The organism is Lactococcus cremoris subsp. cremoris NBRC 100676 (genome assembly GCF_001591705.1).
In the GTDB taxonomy this organism is placed as follows: domain Bacteria; phylum Bacillota; class Bacilli; order Lactobacillales; family Streptococcaceae; genus Lactococcus; species Lactococcus cremoris.
Genome location: NZ_BCVK01000043.1, coordinates 1 through 24,438, shown reverse-complemented (window position 1 = coordinate 24,438; position 24,438 = coordinate 1). Strand labels below are relative to the sequence as shown.

Annotated in this window: 17 protein-coding genes and 2 pseudogenes; 16 read left to right on the top strand and 3 right to left on the bottom strand. The window is 35.8% G+C overall.

All coding sequences use genetic code 11. The annotated features are described in order from the left end of the window. Nucleotides 1-121: 121 nt before the first annotated feature. From LLA01S_RS08435 to LLA01S_RS08405, 7 genes and pseudogenes are all read left to right on the top strand, one after another. Nucleotides 122-1,363, top strand: a pseudogene (locus tag LLA01S_RS08435) (NAD(P)/FAD-dependent oxidoreductase); the annotation flags it as partial. 158 nt (nt 1,364-1,521) lie between these two features. Then, nucleotides 1,522-3,525, top strand: a complete 2,004-nt coding sequence (locus LLA01S_RS08430) for an NAD(P)/FAD-dependent oxidoreductase (RefSeq protein WP_061778151.1) — start codon at nt 1,522-1,524, stop codon at nt 3,523-3,525. A 112-nt stretch (nt 3,526-3,637) separates the two neighbouring features. Then, nucleotides 3,638-4,309, top strand: a complete 672-nt coding sequence (gene sdaAB / locus LLA01S_RS08425) for an L-serine ammonia-lyase, iron-sulfur-dependent subunit beta (RefSeq protein ID WP_061778150.1) — start codon at nt 3,638-3,640, stop codon at nt 4,307-4,309. A gap of 19 nt (nt 4,310-4,328) precedes the next feature. Further along, nucleotides 4,329-5,192: an L-serine ammonia-lyase, iron-sulfur-dependent, subunit alpha gene (gene sdaAA / locus LLA01S_RS08420; RefSeq protein ID WP_011675784.1), complete on the top strand. Its 864-nt coding sequence runs from the start codon at nt 4,329-4,331 to the stop codon at nt 5,190-5,192. 120 nt (nt 5,193-5,312) lie between these two features. Then, nucleotides 5,313-5,768 (top strand): CopY/TcrY family copper transport repressor, encoded by a 456-nt coding sequence (locus tag LLA01S_RS08415; RefSeq protein ID WP_011835521.1) that lies wholly within the window; start codon nt 5,313-5,315, stop codon nt 5,766-5,768. 18 nt (nt 5,769-5,786) lie between these two features. Beyond that, the gene (locus LLA01S_RS08410) at nt 5,787-5,987 is read left to right on the top strand and encodes a heavy-metal-associated domain-containing protein (protein WP_011675786.1); all 201 of its coding nucleotides are present in this window, start codon (nt 5,787-5,789) and stop codon (nt 5,985-5,987) included. A gap of 185 nt (nt 5,988-6,172) precedes the next feature. After that, on the top strand, nt 6,173-8,335 hold the full coding sequence (locus LLA01S_RS08405; RefSeq protein WP_061778149.1) for a heavy metal translocating P-type ATPase: 2,163 nt from the start codon (nt 6,173-6,175) through the stop codon (nt 8,333-8,335). A gap of 65 nt (nt 8,336-8,400) precedes the next feature. Here LLA01S_RS08405 and LLA01S_RS12640 read toward each other — a convergent pair whose 3' ends face one another. The 3 genes from LLA01S_RS12640 to LLA01S_RS08395 form a co-directional block, all read right to left on the bottom strand. Next, entirely contained in the window at nt 8,401-8,547 is a 147-nt protein-coding gene (locus LLA01S_RS12640; protein WP_011675788.1) for a hypothetical protein, read from the bottom strand. After that, nucleotides 8,537-11,188, bottom strand: coding sequence for a YfhO family protein (locus LLA01S_RS08400; protein ID WP_061778148.1), 2,652 nt, complete (start codon nt 11,186-11,188; stop codon nt 8,537-8,539). Before LLA01S_RS08400 ends, LLA01S_RS12640 begins: the two co-directional genes overlap by 11 nt. Nucleotides 11,189-11,258: 70 nt before the next feature. Beyond that, entirely contained in the window at nt 11,259-12,044 is a 786-nt protein-coding gene (locus tag LLA01S_RS08395) for a DUF4931 domain-containing protein (RefSeq protein ID WP_011675790.1), read from the bottom strand. 314 nt (nt 12,045-12,358) lie between these two features. Between LLA01S_RS08395 and mnmA the strand changes: the two genes are divergently transcribed. From mnmA to mutY, 9 genes and pseudogenes are all read left to right on the top strand, one after another. Beyond that, nucleotides 12,359-13,489, top strand: coding sequence for a tRNA 2-thiouridine(34) synthase MnmA (mnmA, locus tag LLA01S_RS08390; protein WP_031286465.1), 1,131 nt, complete (start codon nt 12,359-12,361; stop codon nt 13,487-13,489). A gap of 253 nt (nt 13,490-13,742) precedes the next feature. Continuing rightward, entirely contained in the window at nt 13,743-14,969 is a 1,227-nt protein-coding gene (gene rpsA / locus LLA01S_RS08385; protein ID WP_003132594.1) for a 30S ribosomal protein S1, read from the top strand. A gap of 195 nt (nt 14,970-15,164) precedes the next feature. Then, entirely contained in the window at nt 15,165-16,616 is a 1,452-nt protein-coding gene (locus tag LLA01S_RS08380) for an SSURE domain-containing protein (protein WP_061778147.1), read from the top strand. A 118-nt stretch (nt 16,617-16,734) separates the two neighbouring features. Then, nucleotides 16,735-17,403, top strand: a pseudogene (locus LLA01S_RS08375) (response regulator transcription factor). Between the two features lie 148 nt (nt 17,404-17,551). Then, a complete protein-coding gene (locus LLA01S_RS08370) occupies nt 17,552-18,700 on the top strand; it encodes a sensor histidine kinase (RefSeq protein ID WP_061778153.1) in 1,149 nt (382 codons plus the stop codon). A gap of 138 nt (nt 18,701-18,838) precedes the next feature. Next, nucleotides 18,839-19,555, top strand: coding sequence for a nucleoside phosphorylase (locus LLA01S_RS08365; RefSeq protein WP_061778146.1), 717 nt, complete (start codon nt 18,839-18,841; stop codon nt 19,553-19,555). A gap of 17 nt (nt 19,556-19,572) precedes the next feature. Next, the gene (pnuC, locus tag LLA01S_RS08360) at nt 19,573-20,286 is read left to right on the top strand and encodes a nicotinamide riboside transporter PnuC (RefSeq protein WP_011675796.1); all 714 of its coding nucleotides are present in this window, start codon (nt 19,573-19,575) and stop codon (nt 20,284-20,286) included. Between the two features lie 95 nt (nt 20,287-20,381). Beyond that, nucleotides 20,382-22,391: an excinuclease ABC subunit UvrC gene (gene uvrC, locus LLA01S_RS08355; protein WP_021165464.1), complete on the top strand. Its 2,010-nt coding sequence runs from the start codon at nt 20,382-20,384 to the stop codon at nt 22,389-22,391. A gap of 97 nt (nt 22,392-22,488) precedes the next feature. After that, on the top strand, nt 22,489-23,649 hold the full coding sequence (gene mutY, locus LLA01S_RS08350; RefSeq protein WP_061778145.1) for an A/G-specific adenine glycosylase: 1,161 nt from the start codon (nt 22,489-22,491) through the stop codon (nt 23,647-23,649). Nucleotides 23,650-24,438: the final 789 nt, after the last annotated feature.

The window sequence follows — 24,438 nt, the reverse complement described above, 5'->3', positions numbered from 1 at the left end:
AATAAACGGCTTTTTCCTATTTTAAAGTTCAAAAGGTTAATTTATAAACAGAAAAGTGTATATTTATTTCGATAAAAGGTATAATATTTTTGGATTTATTATTAGTAGGAGGCCAAGAGAAATGGCTAAGAAAAAAATAGTTGTTGTAGGTGCTGGATTTGCTGGAGTGTCAGCGACACGCTTACTTGCCAAAAATTTGAAAAATGATGCAGAAATTACTGTCATTGATAAACATGATTTTCAAACTTCCATGACCCAACTTCATGAGGTTGCGGCAAGCCGTGTTGAACCAGATGCGGTTCAATATCAGTTAGAACGAACAATTGGTAAGTTTCACAATGTAAATGTTGTGAAAGATTCACTGGTTGAACTTGATAAGTCTGGCAAAAAGGTTATCACAGAAAAAGGGAGCTATGATTATGATTACCTTGTTGTGTCAATGGGAGGCGAGCCGAATGATTTCGGAGTTCCAGGTGTTAAAGAATATGGATTTACCCTTTGGTCACTTGAAGATGCTTTGAAAATTGAAGCACATCTAAAGGAAATGGTGCAAGCCGCAGCCAAAGAGTCGGATTCAGAAAAACGCAAAAAACTGCTCACATTTAGTGTTGCTGGTTCAGGTTTTACCGGAATTGAAATGGCCGGTGAGTTGATTGACTGGCGTAAAAAAGTTTCTAAAAAATACGGTATTCCTGAATCTGAATTTACAATTAATATTGTGGAAATGATGCCAACCATTATGAATATTTTGGATCGTAGCCTAGCTGACAAAGCTCTTACTTATCTTCAAAATAAAAATATTAATGTGCTGGTCAATCACGGGATTACTGCTGTGGCAGAAGATCATATTACTGTAAATGTTGGCGGGCGTGATGAAGAAAAAGTTGTTAAGGAAATTCCAGGGAACACCTTAATTTGGACAACAGGTGTTCAAGGAAATACAGAAGCAGAAGCCTGTCAACTTTCAGAAACAGAACGAGGACATCATCTCCAAGCGAATGAATACATGGAAGCAATTGGAAATGAAAACAAAGGAATCTATGTCGCAGGTGATGTCTCAGGCTATATCGTTCCAGAAAATGGTCGCCCAACTCCACAAATTGTTGAAGCTGCATAACAAACTGGAAGTACTGCTGCGAAGAATATTATTGCGGATATTAAAGGTGGAACAAAAACTAAATTCTCAGGAAACTACCGTGGAACTCTTGTTTCAATTGGTTCTGACTATGCCGTTGGAACAGTTGGAAAAACAAAATTGAGTGGTTTCTCAGCAACCTTTATGAAATATATGGTTTATCTTGTTTATACCTTTGAAATTCGTTCAGGACATTACTTCTTTAAATATATTAATGACCAACTTTTCCACAAAGGAGCGATTTAATTAAAATCACTAAAAAAACAAAACTTTTCTAAAATAATTTTGGAAAAGTTTTTCTTGTGTAACAGTTTACAAATTGTTCTAAAAAGGATATAATAGTGCCTGACGTTATTATTATATTACTAATAGGAGAACCGTTCTAAATGACTAAGAAACAAATCGTAGTCATCGGTGGTGGTGTTGCAGGAGTACATGCGACGCGTGAGCTTTCTAAAAAGCTTAAAGCAGATGCTGACATCACATTGATTGACAAACATAGTTACCACACAACCATGACTCAACTCCACGAAGTTGCAGCTGGTCGTGTTCCATTCACAACTGTACAATATGATTTCCAAAAGCTTTTAGGAAAACGTAAAAATGTTAGTCTTGTGACCGATTCAGTAGTCAGCCTTGACAAAGAAAATAAAAAAGTAATTACAAAACATGGTAGTTACAACTATGACTATGTTATTGTTGCGCTTGGTGGAGAACCAAATGATTTTGGCGTTCCAGGTGTAAAAGAACATGGATTTACTCTTTGGTCACTTGAAGACGCAATGAAAATTAAACGTCACTTGGAAACAATTGTTCAATATGCTTCCACAGAAGTTGACGATGAAAAACGCCGTGCTTTATTGACGATTTCAGTTGCTGGTTCAGGATTTACTGGTATTGAAATGGCCGGTGAATTGATTGACTGGCGTAAAAAAGTTTCAACAGATTGGAAGATTCCTGAAGAAGAAATTACAATCAATGTTGTTGAAATGATGCCAACAATTCTTAATACATTAGACCGTAAACAAGCAGATAAAGCTCATGCTTATCTTGAAAAGAAAAATGTTCACGTTTTGACTAATCATGGAATTGTTGAAGTGGCCAAAGACCATATCAAAGTAAATGTTGGTGGACGTGACGAAGAAAAAGTTGCCAAAGAACTTCCAACACATACATTGATTTGGACAACAGGTGTTCAAGGAAATACAGCTGCAAAAACAGATCTCAACGAAACAGAGCGTGGCCATCGTCTTCAAGCAAATGAATACATGGAAGCTGTTGGTTTTGAAGGAAAAGGAATCTATGTAGCTGGTGACGTTTCAGGCTATATCGAACCAGATACTGGTCGTCCAACACCACAAATCGTTGAAGCCGCAGAACAAACTGCACACACAGCAGCAGCAAATATTCTTGCAGACATCAACGGTGGAAGCAAACATAAACACGAAAGTAAATACCAAGGAACAATGGTTTCAATCGGTTCAACTTGGGGAGTTGCTAAAATTGGTAGCATGCGTCTAACTGGTTTCTGGGCAATGTTGATGAAGAATATTGTTTACTTTATCTATACATTACAAATTCGCTCAGCACATTATTTCTGGCGTTATGCCTTGGATGAAGTCTTCCGCGTAAAAGATAATCGTAACTTTATGCGTGGTCATACTTCACGTCAAGGAAATGTACTTTGGTCTGTTCCGCTTCGTATTTTCTACGGTGTAGTTTGGTTTACCGAAGCAATCAAGAAAATTGTGGGTGACGGTCAATACTTCAATCCAACGACTTGGTTTGGTAAAGGTTCATGGTTTACAAATGACCTCAAATTCCCATTCTCATGGTTACAAGAAGTACCAAAAGCAGCAGATGCTGCAGCTGGAGCTTCAACAGCCGCTTCATCAAGCTCTAGTGTTGCAGATGCCGCAGCAGGTGCCTCAGGTGCAGCAACAACAGCCGCTTCAAGTGGTGGTGGAGAAGCCACACACAAAGCAACTGAATGGGGACTTTCATATGCTTATGGCTCTGACCCAATGACTGTATTTGATAAAGTGCCACATTGGATGGAACCAATCTTTAAGTTCATGATTCCAAACCGTGAAGTTGCCTTGTTCATGCAAAAATTCATGTCTATCGTTGAAATCTTCCTCGCACTTGCACTCATTTTTGGACTTTTCACTTGGATTGCAGCAGCAGCAACAGCCGCTTTGACTGTTATGTTCTCACTTTCAGGAATGTTCTACTGGGTTAACATTTGGTTTATTCCAGTGGCAATTGCCCTCATGAATGGTTCTGGTCGTTCATTTGGTTTAGATAAATGGGTTCAACCTTGGATTCAAAGATGGCTAACCAAGATATGGTATGGTCAATCACGTTCAATTTATAAAGGACGTCAATAGAAAGTAGCTCTTCGGAGCTATTTTTTTTGCCTGAAAAAGCTTGAAAATTATGTTATGATATTTGAAGATAAAAGATAGTTTATAAACTATCTTTGTAAGAACTGAGGTTTAAATGGATAATTTAAGATATAAAAGTGTCTTTGACATCATTGGTCCAGTGATGATTGGACCATCAAGTTCACACACGGCTGGTGCGGCTCGCATTGGTAAAATAGTACGTTCTATCTTTGGTGAACTTCCAGAAAAATTAGAGATTCATCTTTATGAGTCTTTTGCTAAAACATATAAGGGTCATGGAACAGATGTTGCTCTTGTCGCTGGGGTTTTGGGAATGGATACGGATGATGAACGATTGCCAATGGCTCCGCAACTGGCTTATGAGCAAGGAATGGAAATTTCTTATGTACCACATCCAGAAGAAAGAGCAGACCATCCAAATACCGCACGTTTAATTGCCAAAAAAGGTGACCGAACGATGACGGTGACAGGTATTTCTATTGGTGGTGGAATGATTCAAGTGACAGAACTCAATGGATTTGATATTGCAATTTCGGCTGGCGTACCAACATTTGTTGTCATCCATGAAGACGTCCCCGGAATGATAGCTAGAGTTTCTAGCCTTCTTTCCGAGCATCAAATTAATATTGCTCAAATGAATGTAACCAGGGAAGCCAAACGCGAAAAAGCCATTATGATTTTAGAAGTTGATACACCAAATGTTAAGGAAGTAATTGGGGAAATGAAACTTATTCCTCGCTTGCATGCTGTCAATTTCTTTAATTAAAAACAGTAGAGGAATAAATATGTTTAAAAATATAGAAGAATTAATTGAGGATTCTAAAAACTATTCTTCAATAACAGAATTAATGATTGCGATTGAAATTGAGCAAACTGGGCGAAATCGTAAACAAATCTGGGAAATGATGGAACATAATCTAGATACGATGCTTGATTCTGTTAAAAAAGGATTGGTTGGGGAAAAATCACTGACAGGTTTGACTGGTGGTGATGCAAAATTAATGGATGACTACATTCAATCAGGGAAAGCTTTGTCAGGAGATATTATTTTAGGAGCTGCGCGTGATGCAGTTGCGGTAAATGAGGTCAATGCCCAAATGGGTCTGATTTGCGCTACTCCAACTGCTGGTTCCGCTGGATGTTTACCGGGGGTCTTAACTTCGGCAATTAAAACATTAGGTTTGACACATGAGCAACAAGTCGAATTTCTATTTGTTGCTGGAGCTTTTGGTCTAGCAATTGCTAATAATGCGACAATCTCGGGTGCCGAGGGGGGATGTCAAGCGGAAGTTGGTTCAGCCTCAGCAATGGCTTCGGCCGCTCTTGCTCTTGCTGCAGGAGGTTCTGCGGAGCAAGCAGGTTATGCAATTGCCATTGTCTTACAAAATATGTTAGGATTGATTTGTGACCCTGTTGCTGGTCTGGTCGAAATTCCCTGTGTTCACCGTAATGCGATGGGCGCTTCACAAGCGATGATATCAGCTGATATGGCTTTGGCCGGAGTCAAAACAGTAATTCCAGTCGATGAAGTTGTGAATACAATGTATAATGTCGGACGCTCTTTACCAGCAGCTTTTAGAGAAACAGCCGAAGGCGGATTGGCTCAGACAACCACCGGACGTAAGATTATGGAAGAATTATTTGGTTAAGATTAAACTTAAAGATTCGAATATGAGATTCGAACTTTATTTTTTTGAGTTGAATACTTGACTTTTAGTGTTTACACGTGTAAACTTATTTTATGAAAACGAATATGGAAAGGAGAAAAAATGAACGAAATAGAATTTAATGTTTCAAATGCCGAATTAATCGTTATGCGAGTAATTTGGTCTTTAGGAGAAGCACGAGTTGATGAGATTTATGCCCAGATTCCTCAAGAATTAGAATGGTCTTTAGCCACGGTAAAAACCTTGCTTGGCCGTTTAGTAAAAAAAGAAATGCTGAGTACCGAAAAAGAAGGAAGAAAATTTGTTTATCGACCTTTGATGGAAGAATGTACAGCAATTAATTTGATGGCAGATGGACTGATTCAAAAGGTCTGCCAAACAAAACATGTAAATGTTTTACAAGAAATGATTGAAAAATCAACTCTGACCGCACAAGATTTGGAGTTTTTGCAAGAATCGCTTAAAGCCAAAGAAGCGGTTGAGCAAAAGCATTGTAATTGTCTAGAAACCAGTGGTCTTTGCGCCTGCAAACATGAACATGAGCAAATTTCTGCTTAGAAAAGAGAGAATTGAAAAATGAAAGAAACTTTAAAAATTGATGGAATGACTTGTGATCACTGCGTGATGCACGTAACAAATGCTTTAGAATCAGTTGAAGGGGTTGAAAAAGCAAAAGTATCTTTGAAGAAAAAAGAAGCACTTGTAAAATTTGATGCTCCTGCCAATTTGGATCAAATGGCACTTGCTGTTGCGGAAGCTGGTTACAAAGTAATTTAAAAAACACTTCGTTTGTGAATTGAAATTAAATTTGCTAGAATGAAATTGGTAAAGCAAACCCAAATATTGTTTTACTAAATAATAACAGGTCATCTTCATTCCCCAAATGGAGATGATTTTTTCTTGACTTTTTAAGTTTACAATCGTAAACTATATATATAGATAAAATATGAGAAGAGGAACTAATGAGAAGTCAATCATTTGTAATTACAGGAATGACCTGTGCAAATTGTGTAAATACAGTATCAAAAACTTTGAATCAGTCAGATAAAATTGTTGAAGCGACAGTTAATTTAGCCACGGAAAAAGCTAAAATTGTAGCTGATGATAGCTTAACTGATCAGGAAATTATCAATTTAGTGGAAAAAGCGGGTTATGGTGCCATTGTTAATGACAAGGCTCACCAAGAGAAAATCGCAAGACAGGCGGCAAGAAAAGCGAGAAACTTGTCTTTATCTTTTTGGATTTCTTTAATTTTGACTTTGCCCTTAGTAGTTGCAATGTTTGCTGATATTTTTGGAGTACATGCAAATTGGGTGATGCTTTTACATGAACCGCTCTTACAGTTGATTTTAGCAAGTCCGGTACAATTTATTGTTGGTTGGCGCTTTTATGTCGGGGCTTATCATGCTTTACGTAATAAGTCTGCAAATATGGATGTTCTTGTTGCTTTAGGAACATCTGTGGCTTATTTTTCAAGTTTGATTTTGGCTGTTTTTATGGGTCAAAAAAATGCTTTAAATTTTGAATCATCAATGGTGATTATCACTTTGGTGGTCATGGGTAAACTTTTAGAACATAATGCAAAAGAGAAAACAACGCAAGCGATTACTGGGTTAATGTCTAGTCGAGCGAGCTTTGTTCATACAGAATCTGCTGATTTAGCAATTGAAGAAGTGCAAATGGGACAAGTCATTCGGATTTTGCCAGGGGAAAAAGTTCCTTTGGACGCCATGATTCTTTCTGGGAAAGCTTCGTTCGATGAATCCATTTTGACTGGTGAGTCCCTCCCAGTGGTCAAAATGGATGATGAGATTGTTTTTGAAGGAACGATAAATCTAGATGGCGAAGTCAAAGCCGTTGTTGTCCATGATTTAAATGATTCAACCATCTCTCGCATGGTGGAAATGATGAGCGAGGCTCAGGGTTCTAAGCCAAATATTCAAAAATTGGCTGACAAGATTTCGGGAATTTTTGTCCCAATTGTCCTCGCAATTGCCTTGGTTACTTTTGTTGCAACTTGGGCCATCAGTGGAATTTTACTGACAGCAATCATGCACGCTGTGGCTGTATTGGTCATTGCCTGCCCTTGTGCCCTTGGTTTAGCAACGCCAACAGCAATCATTTCAGGGACTGGCTTGGCGGCAAAAAATGGTCTATTGATTAAAAATGCTAATGCTTTGGAACTTGCTGGTTTAGTTGACACAATCTTTTTTGACAAAACAGGGACGATTACAACAGGTGAATTTGAACTGACAGACTTTAAATTGCTGACAGAAAATGAAAAAAATACTGACAGAACTGAGTCTATCAAATCAAAAATGTTAACTGATGAATTTAAAATTTTGGCGAGTCTTGAGGCACATTCTAATCATCCTTTGGCTAAGTCGCTCAAATTTTCTGGTGATTTTTATGACTTAACAGATTTATCTGAACTTGCTGGTCGTGGTTTGTCAGCAAAAATTAATGGTCAAGAATATTTTGCAGGAAATGATAAATTGATGACGGAGTTAAATTTATCAGTTCCTGAAACTGAAGATACGGTCATTTATCTAGCGGATAAAGAAAAATTATTGGCAATGGCTATCTTTAGTTCAAGTCTAAAAGAAGATAGTGTGGATACAATTCGTGTCTTGCAAAAACGTGGAATAAAAACGGTGATGTTGACAGGAGATAATGCCAATTCAGCCGCAAAAATACAAGAGCTGATTCATTTAGATGAAATCAAAAGTGGTTTGGGACCTGAAGAAAAAGCTGAAATTGTCCAATCAACACCAAATTCAATGATGGTGGGTGATGGAATTAATGATGCCATTGCCCTAGCTTCAGCAACCGTGGGTCTGACAATGGCAACCGGTTCTGACATTGCTATGGAAGCCGGGGATGTAACGGTGATTGGTGGGCAACTCCATAAAATTTCAACTTTCTTTGAAGTCGCCAAAAAGACGATTTCAAAAATTAAACAAAATTACTTTTGGGCATTTGTTTATAATATTATAGGAATTCCGCTTGCTGCCTTTGGATTACTTAATCCAATGCTTGCCGCCGCGGCAATGAGTTTATCATCAGTTTCAGTTATTTTGAATTCATTACTTTTAACTAAAGCAAAAATAAAAAGCGTTGATTAATCAACGCTTTTTATTTGTAGAATTACTGACAGAAGTGAAAATTTTACTAACAAACCTGTGAGATTCTATTTATTTTTATAGAGGTCTGGGTCAAGTAGGCCTCCTTTTTTGAAATTGACTTCAAAATGTTTTGTTTTTAGAGAATAAGAGACAGGAATGCTTACCGCTACTAGAATTCCAAGAGTAAAGGTTAAAATTGATTTAGCTTTCATTTTGCTGACCTCCAGCTTTTCTATATTTGTTAGTGAAGTAGTTGTAACCTATAAATAACAAAATTCCTAAGATAAAGCAAATGATTCCTTCTTTTAAGCCATTAGGGAAGAATTTGAGCTCTAGTTGATGTTTTCCAGCGGGAACAGTCACTTTTGTAAAACCATCTTGAGCTTTACTGACAGGGACTTTTTTACCGTCAATTTTAGCTGACCAGCCTTTGTCATAAGGGATAGTAAGGAAAATATCTCCTTTTTCTTTCTCATTATAAGTCATGCGAACACCATTTTTTATGGTTTCCGTTTTAGGGCTACGAGATTTCAAAAGCGCCATTTCTTTTTGATAAGTCTGAGTATCTAGACGCCAAAACGAAGTGGTATCAAAGGTAACTTGGGAATTTTCAGGAAAAGATAAGGTCACTTTGAGTTTTGTTTCTTTAGCAAAACTTCCCAAATTGAAGAAAGAACCAGTGTCATTTGTGCCAATATAATAACTATTAAGGGAACGAGTCATTTTTGGATTAGATACATCAGAGATTGTAATCAAAGTATTTTCAGCATTACTGTTTAGATAAGTAATATTTGGTACTGACAGATAAAGTTGGCTATTGGCGTCAGCTGTAATGCCGTAAGTGACAGATACATCGGTAGCAGTAGAGGTTTTTGGACGTGTTAGCGTCACTGAACTTCCCACACCAGTAATTTTGTCTGATGTTTCTTCACTTGTAGTGTAAAAGGGAGTAAAGAAGGTAGTCTTTGATTGAGTTAATGCATTAACTAATGCTGTTTGGTTATTGATAAAGTTACTAGCTTTCGCTTTATCAGTGAATTTGGCATCTTTAAACCCACCAGGAACAAAGACACCTAAGCCAATTGCATTTGAGTTCTGGGTCAATGTACTAAGGCTGTTGGAAGCAGGTGAAAAACCAAATTTTGGAGGTTGGGCCTGACTGATATTATACTTGATAGCAAAAATTGAATCCATAAGTATTGTATTTCCAGGATAACGTAAGTTCAAATAGGTGCTGTCAGTATGGAATCCTAACTGACGCATGATTGAACTGGCATTGCTGTTACGGACAGATGTAAATTGGGAAAGTGCATTGAAATTATACTTCATTCCATCATTAGCGGTATCAGGAACAGTATTGTCTGTTCTGGCGAAAGTTGAACCAGAAAGTTCATTTACTTTATTGGCGATAGGTTCTAAAGAATTTACTTGAGTATTATAGTAGTCACGACTTGCAAAATTCCATTCTTTTTGCACGCCTTGAACTTGATAAAGGGCATTGACACCAGCCTCAACGGTCATAAAGATAAAGAGAAGAATGACAAAAAGATGATTTGAAATCCAGTTTCTGATAGAATTAATAGATAAAATCAGATAGGCAAGGCCAAACAAAAAGGTTAGCATTACTTGGGAAGTCATCACGTATTTGTAATGGTCAAAGACTAAAGTTGACAGAAAGCCAAGAATTAAAAATAGGCTGATAGTCAAAATATGCCAAGTTTTGATTTCATTCCAGCGAGATAAAGTTTCAAGAGCCATAATTACGATGAGCAAGCTGAATAAAAAGGCATAACGATGTAAAAACATGTTAGGTGAATGCATTCCTTGCCATAATAAATCTAAGGCTTGAAGATAAAAGGAAGCAATTAAAAAAACAATAATTCCTAGAAAAGCGAATTTACTTCGGAGTCGAATACTTTTAGTAAAAAAGAGGATGATAGCCAGTCCTAGTGGCATCAAGCCGACATATATCATTGGTATGGCATTGAATTGAGTAGTATCATAAGTTCCAACAAAATTTTTGGCGAAAAGATCGAATAGATGCGAGTTTTCAGTAAAAATTCCTGATAAAGTGGATAAGGCATCGGAATTATTAGACTTCAAATCAAGATACATTGGCAATAGCATGATTAAACTAGCGATTCCAGCCAAAGCAGAAGAAACTACAAAATCAAGCACTTTTGTCCAAGACCATTTTTCATAGGTCATCCGCGCCAAGAAATAAAGCACTAAGAAAATGGCGACCATAAAGCCAAAGTAGTAATTCTGGATAAATAAAATCAGTAAACTTACAAAATAGAGCCAACGCTTTCCCTCATCCATTAAGCGGTGAAGTCCCCAAATAATCAAGGGAAGGAGAATGAATACATCAAGCCACATAGTAATTTCAAGTTGCGAAGTTAAAAAGCTCATCAGTGCAAAAGCAGTGCTTATTGATAAAACAGTCAGATTAGAAAGCTTTTGATACATATTTTTGAAACTGACAAATGATGATAGACCAATTAGGCCAAATTTTATGATGGTAAATAAATACAAAGCATCTGGCATTGATTTCACATCAAAGAAAAAAGTGAACGGCATGAGAAAACTTCCCATATAATAAGCCGAAAATGCATAAAGATTAAGACCAAGTCCACTTGTAAAAGTATATAAGAAACCTTGAGAACCACCAGAATGTAAAATATTACGATAGAGAGAATGTATGGCGACATACTGATGATAAGCATCTCCAGCCAAAATTGACCGTGAACTTCCCCAATAAATCCCAGTCATTGCAAGAACGATAACCATTAAGATTAATGGAATAAAAAAACTTGCAAGAAGTGCCCATTTATTTTTCTTGATAAATTTCATAATTCTATTATACCAAAGATACAAAATTCAACCTTATATTAAGTGTATTAAAAAAATACTGATAAAATAATCAGTATTTTTTATTTAATCGAATTCTAAGCTCAGCAGCAATTTCTTCTAATTGTTCAATTCTATTAACTTGTGGGATTTTATAACCAATAAAATAAGGCGAAGTAATAAAGCGTGGAACAATTTTACAAATATATTTATCGTCAAAATGATGGAAGAAGAGATTATAAGAATCACAGCGACCATTCATGTAGTCTGTCATTAAATAAGAAGTCATTTCATGAACGTTGTCAGCAAGTTTTTCAACATTTTTAAGATCAGAAATAATGACATTAAATTCTACAAAACCCATAATTGGCCGAGTAGATAAAGTAACTGTCAGGCCATTTTTCTTGATTTCAACGCCTTCAAAATTTTCTTTTGCAATTTGCGCATAACCGTCAGTTTCTTCCAAGCCAACAACCTGTAAATGAGGATGGCGTAAAGTTCCACCAGAATGAGGGCCGAAATTTTTAAACATCAAAACCGATTGATAATCTCCAGACTGAATCATCTCATCCCAACAGTCAAAAGCAAAGGAAAAAACTTCGCGATTTTCTTCCAGACTGTAAGTAGAAATATCACCCAGATGTTCATCAGATTCAATAATTACGGTCATCATTGAATTTTTTAGAGTTGGAAATTTATTTTTTAACCAAATTTTATGGTCGGAAGTTTTTAATATACCGGTCAGGTGTTCGACATCACAAAAAGGACAAATTTTTTCTTTGGGTACAACAGTTTCATTACGTTTTTTTGTTCCAATAGCTGTATTGAAAACTAAAGGATTTTCACTATGTTTAATCATTAAAATATTATACCACTTTTTTTGACCACTTTTTTTGTCAAAAGTCTAGTTTTTACTTAGGCAATATGTTATAATATTCCAGTTACCTATTAATGTTCAGCCTTCAACTGTAACATTTACAAAAGTCAGCCTTCAACTGATATTTTGTCTAACTTGAAAAGAAAAAATTTACTGACGAGACGACTAGGATATCTATAACCGCTGAAGCGTCAAGGCTTTTCCTAAGGTAAAGCTGTCAGTAAGATTTTTGTCATTTCAAAATCAAAATAGAAAGAGATGGTGAAAAATTAATGGATAACACAAATACTCAACTTATGTCTGGTAAAAGTCCAGCTCAAACACGTGTCGTCGTCGGAATGTCCGGTGGTGTAGATAGCTCGGTCACAGCATTGCTTCTTAAAGAACAAGGCTATGATGTCATTGGTGTCTTCATGAAAAACTGGGATGATACTGACGAGAATGGGGTCTGTACGGCCACTGAAGACTACAAAGATGTCGCAGCAGTCGCAGACCAAATCGGTGTTCCCTATTATTCAGTAAACTTTGAAAAAGAATACTGGGACCGTGTTTTTGAATACTTCCTTGCCGAATATCGTGCTGGACGTACCCCTAATCCTGATGTCATGTGCAATAAAGAAATTAAATTTAAAGCTTTCTTAGATTATGCTATGGAATTAGGAGCAGACTATGTCGCTACTGGTCACTATGCCCAAGTTCGTACTGATGAAGATGGGACTGTTCATATGTTACGTGGAGCAGACAATAATAAAGACCAAACCTATTTCTTAAGTCAATTGACCCAAGAACAACTCAAAAAAACAATGTTTCCTTTAGGTCATTTGGAAAAACCAGAAGTTCGTAGAATTGCTGAAAAAGCAGGACTTGCGACTGCTAAGAAAAAAGATTCAACAGGAATTTGCTTCATTGGTGAAAAGAATTTCAAAAAGTTCCTTGGAGAATACTTACCAGCACAACCCGGAAAAATGATGACACTTGACGGTGTCGAAATGGGAAATCACGCTGGATTAATGTATTATACAATTGGTCAACGTGGAGGTCTTGGTATCGGTGGACAACATGGTCAATTAACAAGTGACCCATGGTTTGTTGTTGGTAAAGACTTGACTACCAATACTCTTTATGTTGGACAAGGTTTCCACCATGAACATCTTTATTCAACAAGTCTTGATGCAAGCGATTTGAGCTTTACCAGAGAAATGCCAGAAACTTTTGACCTTCACTGCACAGCGAAATTCCGTTATCGTCAAGAAGACACAGGCGTTACGATTCATGTCAAGGCTGATAAAGTGACTGTTGACTTTGATGAACCTGTTCGCGCAATCACCCCTGGACAAGCCGTTGTTTTCTATGATGGAGAAGAATGCCTTGGTGGAGCAATGATTGACGTAGCTTACAAAGAACAAAAAGTGATGCAATATCAATAAAATACGAACCTGCCAATAAAATGGTAGGTTTCTTTATCATATAAAGTTGTTATTTATTACTTTAAGATTAATAAAAAAGAAAATGTTTTCAAAAGAAAATTTATAATTATTTATAATATTTTTGTACATAATAAAATACTTATAATTTTTTTAATATAAATCAAGAATAATGCTTTCCCTAAGCGATTTTTTATGGTATAATGTTTTGTAAGGCTGTGTACCAGCCAAATTGTTGGAGGAATTTTTTTTACAAATGAACGAATTTGAAACACTATTAAACAGCGTTGAAGACGTTAAAGTACGTGACGTCGTTAAGGGCGAAATCCTTTCAGTTGAAAACGGGCAAGCAACTGTTGCCATCGTAGGAACTGGTGTCGAAGGTGTCCTTACACTTCGCGAAATTACTAACGATAAAGATGCTGATATCAATACATTCGTTAAACCTGGTGATGTTCTTGATTTGCTTGTAATCAAACAAATCGTCGGTAAAGAAGCTGAAGGTGCTAACGTATATCTCCTTTCATTGAAACGTCTTGAAGCTCGCAAAGCTTGGACTCAATTGGAAGGCAAAGAAGGCGAAATCGTAACAGTTAAAGTTACTAAAGACGTTAAAGGCGGACTTTCAGTAGACTATAACGGTGTTCGTGGATTTATCCCAGCATCTATGATTGATACTTACTTTGTGAAAGACACTAAGAAATTTGTCGGCGAAGAAATTGAAGCTAAAATTATCGAAGTTAACGCTTCTGAAAACCGCTTTATCCTTAGCCGTCGTGCAGTTGTTGAAGCTGAAGCAATCGAAATGCGTAAAGAAGCTTTTGCGCAACTTCAAGAAGGCGACATCGTTGAAGGTACAGTTTCACGCGTAACTAACTTCGGTGCTTTCGTTGACCTTGGTGGTATCGATGGCTTGGTTCACGTTTCTGAACTTTCACACAGCCGTATCAAACGTCCATCAGATGCAGTTAAACCTGGTGACGTTGTTAACGTTAAGATTTTGAAACTCGATCCAGAAGCTGGACGTCTTTCACTCTCACTTAAAGCTACACAACCTGGACCATGGGAACAAGTTGAAGAAAAAGCACCAGTTGGCTCAACTGTTGAAGGAACTGTTAAACGTTTGACAGACTTCGGTGCCTTTGTTGAACTTTATCCAGGTGTTGAAGGACTTGTTCACGTTTCACAAATTTCATGGGAACGTGTTGAAAATCCAAAAGATGTTCTTAAAGTTGGTCAAGTTGTGAACGTAAAAGTTCTTGACGTGAAACCTGCTGAAGAACGTATCTCACTTTCAATCAAAGCGCTTGAAGAAGCTCCTGCTCGTCCAGCTCGTAACAACGACAACGACGGTGAAAAACGTGACCGCAAACCACGCGCACCACGTAAAGCAGCTAAACCTTCATACGATTTGCCTGAAACACAAGAAGGCTTCTCACTTGCTGATTTCCTTGGTGAAGACTTCGATATTAACGATTTGTAAGAAAAATTCAAAAATATCCTCTAAAAGACCCGTTGGGTCTTTTTTTGTATAGAAAACTAAGAAACAATTAAATTGCAAAGTTTGATAATTTATAAATTTTATGGGAAATTCACAGAAATCTAACATAAAAACTAGTAGTTCTCCTGTTAAATTTTTTTTATAATAAGGATGTAAAAAATAAAGGAGAACTACAATATGAAAACAAAAAATTCATTTCGAACATGGAAATCTGGCAAAACTTGGTTGTATTCATCTTTAATCTTAGGTGGTTTACTGCTAAGTTCAGGCTTATCTATTAACCCAGCAAAAGTATCAGCTGAAACAATGGGAACCAAAAGTAGTCAAATGACCTCGGCAACTGATATTACAATGGGACTGCAAGCAAACCTCAAAGCGACAACAACCATATCAGCAGCACAATTGGCAAACGCTCAAGCACCTGGTCCGTTCACAGCAGGTGTTAATCAAGTGATTCCTTTTGAAGCTTTTGGGGGAGACGGGATGCTAACACGTCTGTTACTTAATTCTTCAAATAATGCGGCTTGGTCTGACAATGGAACAGCTAAAAATCCAGCACTTCCCCCAATTTCAGGTCTTGAATCAGGAAAATACTTTTATGAAGTTGACTTAGCAGGTACAAATGGAGCGACAGGTCAAAATCTACTTGATTTATTACGAGCTAATGGAAGCAAAAATTATGAAGCGACCGTAAAAGTTTATGCTGCAGACTCTTCGAGAAAGGCAGATACTAGCAAAGTAGTTGCTACTAAAATGATTCAGGTGGATTTGGCTGGATTGACGGATAACATTAAGAACACCACAACCGTATCAGCAGCAAAATTAGCAAACGCGCAAGCACCTGGTCCGTTCACCGCGGGAGTTAACCAGGTGATTCCTTTTGAAGCTTTTGGAGGAGATGGAATGTTAACGCGTCTGTTACTTAACTCTTCAAATAATGCAGCTTGGTCAGACAATGGGACAGCTAAAAATCCAGCACTTCCTCCAATTTCAGGTCTTGAATCAGGAAAATACTTTTACGAAGTGGACTTAGCAGGTACAAACGGAGCGACAGGTCAAAATCTACTTGATTTATTGCGAGCTAATGGCAGCAAAAATTATGAAGCGACTGTAAAAATTTATGCTGCAGACTCTTCGGGAAAGGCAGATACTAGCAAAGTAGTTGCTACTAAGATGATTCAGGTTAACTTGACTAAGGAACAAAATACGGTTGCTAGTCAAGAGGTCTATCGTTTATACAATAAAATGAGCGGAGAACATCTTTATACAACAAGTGCCTATGAATACAATACTCTTACAATGACAAATAGTAGTTGGTCAGGCGAAAAAGTAGCTTGGAAAGCACCAAAAACTGGTAATAATGTTTATCGAGTTTATAATCCAAATTCTGGAGAACATCTTTATACAGAATCATCATTTGAAGTAAATAGTTTAGTAAAACAAAATGGTTGGAAATCAGAAGGAGTGGCCTTTCATTCGGATTCAAACAGCGGAACACCGGTTTATCGTCTCTACAATCCTAATTCAAAACTCGGTGCTCACTTCTTGACAATGAGTTCATATGAACGAGATAGCCTGGTCAAAGCTGGTTGGAAATCAGAAGGAATTGCTTTTTATGCGATAAAATAATAAACTCAAGCTATTGATGAAAGACTTAAAAATTAATTTTTAAGTCTTTTAGATTATGAAAATCCTTTAGAATTTCAGAAGATTGAACCTTTTTAATGTTTTTTGCTATACTATGAGTATGAAACGACAAATACTAATTATTGAAGATGAAGAAAGTATTTCAAATTTATTGGAAACTGAGCTTTCGTTTGAAGGATATAATGTTTTATCGGCAGCAGATGGAATGTCTGGGCTAAAAATTTTTGAAGAAAAACAAGAATACTTAGATGTAGTTTTGCTTGACTGGATGATTCCTAAACTTGACGGCTTAGAAGTCTTACGGCGAATGAAAAAAATGACTAATAAAGTTCCAGTCATTTTCGTAACTGCCCGTGACTATGTAGGGGATAAGGTTGCTGGTCTAGATGCTGGAGCAGATGATTATTTAACAAAGCCTTTCAATATTGAGGAACTCATGGCCCGTTTACGTGTAATTTTTAGAAAAAATACTCAACCGGCTATTTATTCCTACGGAACGGTTTCTCTTAATCCTGGTGAACATACAGTTGAATATCAGGGAAAAGCAACAAGTTTAACTCAAAGAGAGTTTGCTTTACTCCTTTTCTTATTTGAACATCAAGTAGAAATCATCTCGAGAGATGACATATTAGAGGAAGTTTAAGGAATGAATTTTGGAGGTCAGCTAAACACTGTTGACACCTATGTCAGATATTTGCGAAAAAAATTAGATAAAAATATGATAGAAACAATAAGAGGTCTAGGATATCGGCTTAATAAAGATAAATAGAGAAAATAAAAAGAAGAAAATTTATACGAATGAACAGCTGATTCGTAGGATTTTTCAACGAATTTTTCTTTTACTATTAACATTTAGTGGTTTAACTTTTATTACTTATAGTTTGGTGCAAATCAGTGATCGAGAAACAAGTGCGATTATGACAGGAATGAAAAATGTTTCAAATTTATCTACGATGAATTTTCAAGATTTAAATGGTTTTCAAGAACAAAAAGATTTTATTCGTATCCGCTCACAAGAAAATCAAACAATAATGAGTAAAGGAACCGAAAACTTTTTAGAAAATCGAACATTTAGTTTCTGGAAGATTACAATATCAAATGGAAAACTTTATGATACAGTCTATAAGAAGGATAAGGGAATTACTTATGAAATCTGGCTTTCTCTTCAGGATATATTTGAAGAAGTTGGAGCTGTTTTAGCTAGTGTCTTTGCTATCTTGCTTCTTAATTATTTAATTGGATTACTTCTAATCAGACATTACTCAAAGAAGATAAATGGACCAATTCAGAAATTGGCCTTTGAGGCCAGTCAAGACAGTGGTTTATTGGAAGTACCAGAAGCTCCAGTAGAAGTAAGAGAGCTCGCAATTAATTTTAACGAGTTGGTTAAAAGCTTGCAAGAAAAAATAGAGTCTGAAAAAGAATTTGCCTCAAATCTATCCCATGAATTAAGAACGCCAGTTATGGCAATTTCGGGTTATATTTCTTTACTCAAAAGAAGAAGAGAAGAACACCCAGAAATTGTTGAAAAATCGCTAAATTATTTGGAACAAGAATCTGAAAGACTAAAAAAATTAATTGAAGATTTTCTAACTTTATCAAGAAAAGGGCAGATTGACTATCAGGAAGAAATTTTCACAACTAAAAGTTTACTGTTAGAAATTAAGTCTAGCTTTGAAATTGATTCATCTAATAAAATAGAAATTGAGGGCGACGACAACTTACACATTAAGACAAATAGATTTGCTTTGCGAGAGATTTTAAATATTTTAGTGGAAAATGCAATAAAATATTCGCCTAAGAGTAGTATGGTTTTGATTAAATATGATAAAAAGGAAATTCAAGTCATTGATCAAGGGATAGGAGTTTCTGATAATGAAAAAGCAAAAGTTTTTAATCGCTTTTATCAAGTAGAGAAATCAAGGACGAATCATACTGGAAATGGGATTGGGTTAGCAATCGCACAACAATACGCACAAATAATAAATGCTGAAATTTATATAAGCGATAATCTCCCGAATGGAACGACATTCCATCTTTCTTTTAAGAATGTGAATGAGAAATAAAGATAATTCAAAAAGACCTAATGAGGTCTTTTTTTCTACAATTTAATAATTAAGTTCTTTTAATTGTTTAAAATATTTGCTATAATTTAATTGTTTCAAACAAATCAAATAAACCTTTATGAAATGAAGGAGTGACTAATGGAAGAGTTACAAGCACACATCCAATTGAAGAAAACTGATGCAGTAGAAGATGCAATTATTGTAGGTGATCCAGCGCGGGTAGACCAAGTGGCAAAATTTTTGACGGAATTCAGAGAATTAAAATATAACCGTGAATTTCGTTCACTTCGTGGCACCTATAAAAACAAAGAAGTCTTAGTTCTGTCAACAGGAGTTGGGGCGCCGTCAGCTGCTATTGCCATTGAAGAACTTCATAATATTGGAGTTAAGAGAATTATCAGAGTAGGCTCTGCTGGAGCTTTGCAGTTAGGGATTGGTTTAGGAAATCCAATTATTGGAGAAGGAGCAGTGCGTGACGATGGTCTGACAAAGATGTATGTTCCAGAACAATATCCGGCAGTTCGCTCTAGTACTTTACTAGCAAAAGCAAAAGAAATTGCACCTGAGGCCATTTATGGAATTATTCGTTCGCATGACGGTTTTTATATGGATAATAATGAACAGACACAGGAATATTGGTCAAATTTTGGACTTATTGGTGAGGATATGGAGTCTGGAGCCTTATTTACTGTTGGACGTCTGCGAGGAATAGAAACTTTATCTATTTTAAATAATGTTGTAGCTTATAAAGAAGATTTACAAGCCGGGGTAAATGATTTAGTTTCAGGGGCTGATAAGGTCATTGAAGGTGAAAAACGAACAATTGAAATTGCTTTAGAAGTTTTAAATAAGTAATTTGAAAAGGAGAAGAAATGACAAAAGAATCATGGCTTTTTAAACAACTTTTTGCAAATTGGAAAAAGTTTGAAATCACATATATTGCTATTTTATTGTTATTACAAATCATTGTTTATATTATTGCTCCGGATTCCTTCATTGGGATGATTTCGGGTGTCTTTGGAGTGCTTTGTCTCATTTATGGGATGAAAGGGCGTAAAATTAATTTTGCGTTTGGATTGATACAGACTATAGCGATGACTTTAATAGCTTATCAGACCCATTCATGGATGAGTTTTGTAATGGGAATTTTTTATATTTTATCTCAACCTGTTGGTTGGTTTTTTTGGGGACAAGATGATGCTATTCATGAATTTAAACCAAAAACTCGTCGACTGATATTTTTAGGAGCTTTTATTGCTTGGCTAATCGTTTGGGTTATTGATGCTTTTTTAAATGGCCAACTTCCTTATTTTGACTCCTTAAATCTGATTATCCCACTTATCGCGCAAATATTATACATTTTGAAATATAAAGAAAATTGGTCACTCTGGATTGTGGTTAATACTGCCGCCGTGGTCTATTGGTCAATATTGACAATACAATTTATAATGGACGTAAATACTCAAGGTCAATTGGGAATGTATTTATCACAAGTTGCTCTGCAAGGAGCCTTACTCTTCAATGCCATCTATGCAAATCGGGTTTGGGCAAGCGGCGAAGCGGATAATGAAGGTGGTACGAAATGATTAGTCAAAATACCCTAAGGATTTAGGGTGTCTTTTGTTCTTATTAACATCCAAAAGGAGAGCAGCTCCTACATTTTTTTGCTATAATAAACATTATGAATCAAACGATAAAAGCGAAGTTGGAGCTATTGCCTGATAGCCCTGGCTGTTATTTACATAAAGATAAAAATGGGACTGTTATTTATGTCGGAAAGGCAAAGAATCTGAAAAACCGAGTGCGCTCTTATTTTCATGGTTCTCATAATACAAAGACAGAATTATTGGTTTCCGAAATTGAAGATTTGGAATGGATTGTTGTAGGTTCTAATATTGAATCTCTGGTCTTAGAAATAAATCTTATTCAACGTTACAAGCCAAAATATAATATCATGCTTAAGGATGATAAATATTATCCTTTTTTGAAAATAACAAATGAAAAATATCCTCGCCTGTTAGTTGTACGTAAAGTTCAAAAAGATGGGGCGACTTATTTTGGACCTTATCCAGATGTTAAGGCTGCTAATGAAGTTAAACGACTTTTAGACCGAATTTTTCCTTTTAGAAAGTGCGGATTGCACGAGAAAAAAGTCTGCTTCTATTTTCATATCCATCAGTGTTTATGTCCGGTTGTTAATCACGTTGATCCACAAGTATATAAGGACATGACTCAAGAAGTCAAAGAGTTTCTAACAGGTTCAGATAAAAAAATTGTTAAAGAACTTGAAGGAAAAATGATAAGTGCTTCAGATAATATGGAATTTGAGCAAGCTGCCGAATATCGTGATGTGATTAAGGCGATTGGAACCTTAAGAACGAAACAGCGGGTGATGAATCAGGATTTGAAAGACCGAGATGTATTTGGCTATTACGTTGATAAAGGATGGATGTGTGTTCAGGTCTTTTTCGTGCGTCAAGGGAAACTGATTCAACGAGATGTTAATATGTTTCCATATTACAATGATGCCGAAGAAGATTTCTTGACTTATATTGGTCAGTTTTATCAAGATAATAATCATATGATGCCAAGAGAGATTTTTATTCCTCAAGATATTGATAAGGATTATGTAGAAGCAGTAGTTGCCGCCAGTCAAGAAGGAAATTTGCTGACAAAAGCGCAAGCTAAAGCAGTAGATGCTAAAGTCTTTACGGCAAAAACGCTTAAATTTTCTGACCAAAAAGATGTTGAGCAATCAATTGTCAAACTAGATAAAGAATTATCATCAGAGAAACGTTTGTCTTCACTTTTAGCTAAAACACAGATTATCCAACCAAGTCGTGGAGAGAAAAAACAATTGGTTAATATGGCGACCAAGAATGCTCAGACTCAATTACAGCTGAAATTCGATGTGGCTGAACGTGACATTTTAAAAACTACTAAAGCAGTTGAAAATTTAGGGAAAATTTTAGGTATACCAAAACCGGTTAGAATTGAGTCTTTTGATAATTCAAATATCATGGGAACTTCACCAGTGTCTGCGATGGTCGTATTTATTGATGGAAAACCGTCAAAAAAAGATTATCGGAAGTATAAAATTAAAACAGTAGTTGGAGCTGACGATTACGCCTCAATGCGCGAAGTGATGACCAGACGTTATTCGCGAGCGCTCAAAGAAGAAACTGCTCTTCCTGATTTGATTGCAATGGATGGGGGGGCAGGTCAAGTTAATATTGCCAAAGAAGTTTTGCGAGAACTTGGTTTAGCTATTCCTGTAGCGGGGATGCAAAAAAATGATAAGCACCAAACATCAGAGTTACTTTTTGGTGATCCACTAGAGGTTGTCCCCCTATCAAGACAATCTCAAGAATTCTTTTTACTGACCAGAATTCAAGATGAAGTTCACCGCTTTGCGATTACCTTCCATAGACAACTACGTGGGAAAAATACATTTTCAAGTAAGTTGGATGGAATTGTTGGATTAGGACCAAAACGGAAGCAAAAATTGCTGACAACTTTTAAAAATTTAAAAGCGATTGAAGAAGCGACAGTTCAAGAAGTTGCTGAGGCAGGAGTTCCTTATGAAGTTGCCGAGCGTGTCAAAAACACTTTGTCTGCTCCTCATAAAAGCGATGAAAATTGGGAATCCATCAAAGATAATGTTCCTCTTTTAAAAAGTGAAAAGTCATAAGCAAAAGGATTGTCAGTAAAAACTGTCAGTTCTTTTATCTTGTCAGTAAAACAAAGAAGAGTGCTTGAAGCATATCGAAAATGTAAATGGAGAATTGATGGACTGGTCTAAAAATAAAATAAAAGAATTTCAAAAAGATTTACTTTCTTGGTATGATGCTAATAAAAAACCATTACCTTGGCGACAAACGACCGAACCTTATAAAATCTGGATTTCAGAAATTATGTCGCAGCAAACGCAAGTGGAAACGGTCATACCTTATTTTGAACGCTTCATGAAAAAGTACCCTACAGTTGAATCATTAGCTCAAGCTGATGATACAGAGTTATTAAAACTTTGGGAAGGTTTGGGTTATTATTCACGAGCTCGAAACTTAAAAATTGCAGCACAAGAGGTCGTGAACGAATATAATGGAAAATTTCCAGATAATTTGAAAGAGATTCTATCCCTCAGAGGAATTGGTCCTTATACAGCAGCGGCTATTGCATCTATTTCCTTTGATTTGGCTGAACCAGCTATCGATGGAAATTTGATGCGCGTGACAAGTAGAATTTTTGAATTAGAGTGTGATATTTCAAAAAGTAGTTCACGAAAAATATTTGATGAGCATTTACGGACACTCGTCAGTAAAAAAAGACCTGGTGATTTTAATCAAGGACTGATGGATTTAGGTTCACTTGTGTGTAGCCCAAAGAAGCCAAAATGTGAAACCTGTCCGCTGAATAAATACTGTGCGGCAGTAGCTGATGGAAAACAATTGAACTATCCAGTAAAAACAAAAAATCTCAAACAAAAAGAGTTGTATTATACTGCCTTCGCATTAGAGAATTCTCTAGGGGAATACTATTTGGAGAAACGACCATCGAAAGGCTTGTTAGCTGATATGTGGACCTTTCCACTGACAGAATTATCATCAGTAGACTTTGAAAAAATAATTACTGACGGAGCAATCAGTAAAAATATTACCATGCCAAAACTTCCTGAAAGTATATCTAAGATGGAATACTTCGGTAATTTCACTCATATCTTTTCTCATCAAAAATGGCACATTGTACTTATCAAAGTAAAGGCAGAAGAGAAGTTTGAAATTGCTGATGAATTACTGACAGCTGATAAAAAATGGGTTTATTATGATTCAAAAAAATTAGGCGAAAATGTTGTCAATCTAAATCAGGATTTATCAAAGATAAGCCGTTTAAAGCTTCCACTTTCTGGTCCGCAAGTGAAAATGTTTGAACTCTTAGATAAAAAAATATGAAAACTATTGTAAAACTCTATTGGTTCACACTGTAAATTAAATAATAAAAAAAACATTGGCAACGCGAACCAATGTTTTTTTGTGTTGGAGTAAAATAATATGTTAAGAAAAAGTTAGTAGATCCAACACAAATAGGTCTAAGACATTCAAATTTATAAATAAAGAATTTATTAAATCTATCTCTTAAACCACTTAAGTTATTCCTCCGAAGAGTAACGACGTAATTGTAACAATCAAGAAAACAAAAGTAAAAAATAATGATTATAAGTAATTTATTATATTGAGTATTTATAAAAAAATTATGAGGTTTTGGATTGATAAGGTCTTAAAAAAGCCAATAAATCATGGTGCTATAAAAAATAAGTTTCTTATTATTAGTATTTTATAAAAATCTATAAGATTAGTTAAGTTACGGTTTGATACTGTAATATCTCTGTATGATGACAATATCTTTAAAGACAGAAAACTAAAAAAGGGTACTTAGTTTGATTTGAAGTAATAAGTGAATTCTCATAAAATAGGATAAAGAGAGTATTTTATAGCTTACGATTTTATAATTAATAATAGACATAGTCACTTATTAATTGTATAATAGAGTAGTCATATTATGTTAAAAAAATAAAACAAAATCAATCAAAAGAAATAAAAATGTGATAATATTAGGCTTTGGACTACGACAAATTTCTTATATACCTATTAAATGAGATATAAAAGACAAAAAAACCATCATATTAACACTTAAAATAACTAAAGAATAATTTCACTAAATTATATGGCATACAATTTTAT